At 40.9% G+C, this 2,144-nt stretch carries 2 protein-coding genes; both read left to right on the top strand.

Features of this window, described 5'->3' with window-relative positions; all coding sequences use genetic code 11:
- Window positions 1–1,003 (top strand): DUF885 domain-containing protein (locus H5202_RS21105; protein WP_182773785.1); only part of this gene is annotated, 1,003 nt, incomplete at its 5' end.
- Between the two features lie 63 nt (window positions 1,004–1,066).
- On the top strand, window positions 1,067–2,041 hold the full coding sequence (locus tag H5202_RS21100) for an alpha/beta fold hydrolase (RefSeq protein WP_182773784.1): 975 nt from the start codon (window positions 1,067–1,069) through the stop codon (window positions 2,039–2,041).
- The last annotated feature ends 103 nt before the right edge of the window (window positions 2,042–2,144 follow it).

Genomic DNA, 2,144 nt, shown 5'->3' with positions numbered 1-2,144 from the left:
GGCTTTACCAGATGGCGCGGCGTTTTATCAAAACAGAGTTGAGTATTACACCACGCTGCCAATGACAGCTCAACAAGTCCATCAACTTGGATTACAAGAAGTTGCTCGTATAAGATCAGAAATGGAACAGGTGATTAAAGATGTTGGCTTTAAAGGCAGTTTTGCTGATTTTTTAATGTTTTTACGCACAGATCCACCGTTTTACCCTAAAACCGCTGATGAGTTACTTAAAGAAGCAGCATTTATTGCAAAAAAAGCAGATGCCATGTTACCTAAGTATTTCGGTAAATTACCACGCACCCCTTATGGTATTGCACCTGTACCTGCTGAAATTGCGCCTAAATACACCACGGGGCGCTACTCGGGTTCAAACCGAGACGATGAGCCAGGCTATTATTGGGTTAACACCTACGCCTTAGATAAGCGACCGCTGTACGAGCTTGAAGCTCTGACATTACATGAAGCAGTGCCAGGACACCATTTACAGATATCACTCAATAAAGAACTCACTGACTTACCTAATTTTAGACGTTACAGTTATATCTCTGCATTTGGTGAAGGTTGGGGCTTATATTCAGAATATTTGGGTTTAGAAGCTGGATTTTATCAAGATCCATACAGTAACTTTGGCCGATTAACCTATGAGATGTGGCGTGCGGCACGTTTAGTCGTCGACACCGGCATACATGCTAAAGGGTGGAGCCGTCAGCAGGCGATAGATTTTATGGCTGGTAATACTGCACTTTCAATGCACAACGTTACTACAGAAATAGATCGCTATATTTCTTGGCCAGGCCAAGCGTTGTCGTACAAAATCGGTGAATTAACCATAAAACGGTTGCGCGCTAAGGCTGAAACGTCACTGGGTAAAAACTTTGATATCCGCAAGTTTCATGATGCCATTCTAGAAAATGGTTCTATCCCAATGTCGGTGCTGGAACAAATGGTTGATGAGTTTATAGCTCGCCAAAAGGCAATAATAGAAGAGGCCAGTGCTGGCTAATAAGATAGATAAACACGTCGAATTCAATAACATTTTAGATATAAACAAGCTGGCTTAATAACTATGCATTACATGAAATTTTCATCAGAATTAAAGATCGATACCAGTGAACAGCGACACTTTTGGCAACAAGTACACCAATCAAGTTTCTGTACTGATTACGGTATTAATATTGCCTATACGATGATCCAACATCCAAATAATCAGCGTGCAATTGTGATCAGCAATGGCAGAGTAGAATCCTACATAAAATATCAAGAGTTGATGTTTGATTTATACCAACAAGGATTTAGCGTTTACGCTTTAGATCATCGAGGACAAGGGTTATCAGACAGGCTGACACACAACCCACATCAGGGTTATGTTGCTAATTTTACCGATTACACAAAGGACTTAACTGAATTTATTGACCAGGTCGTACGCCAACAACAGCATGATGAGCTATTTATCATTGCTCACTCAATGGGATGCACCATTGCCAGCGATTATATTAATCAACACCCAAATACATTTACTGCAGCCGTATTCTCAGCGCCCATGTTTGGCATTCGATTACCGTTTACAAAACCTATCATTCGTTGGCTAGCACAAAAGCTCGATAATAATCGTCTGGAAGCAAATAAAGTACACAGCACATTTGTAATAGGGGGAACCCATTACAAACCCGACAGCTTTAAACGCAACCGACTGACTCATAGCCAAAAACGTTATAAGCACTATCGCAACATCTTCGAAGAAACCACTAAAGCACAGTTAGGCTCACCGACTAACCATTGGTTACTAGAGGCAATGGATGCAGCGGAGAAATGCATCGACTACGCTAAACACAGCCAAACTCCGATACTAATTTTGCAAGCTGAAAAAGACACGATTGTCTGTAATGAGGCGCAAAACCAAGCACTAAGCACTCATTGTCATAAAGTTATTATTGAAGGCGCATATCACGAAGTGTTCATAGAAAAGGATACCATCCGTAATATCGCGCTATCTCACACAATTGACTTTATGGCACAACACTCAAAGATAGCTGTGTCTTAATTAATTGAATAATGTCGTCATGAGCTAGTGGTCGACTGATAATATAGCCTTGAAACCAAGTACATTTTGCATGGGTCAGTAAATTAAGTTGCTGCTTATTCTC

Origin of the sequence: Shewanella sp. SG41-4, assembly GCF_014164505.1 — a bacterium.
GTDB lineage: Bacteria > Pseudomonadota > Gammaproteobacteria > Enterobacterales > Shewanellaceae > Shewanella.
Note: the sequence above shows the minus strand (reverse complement) of the source record. Positions and strands in the feature narration are given on the sequence as shown.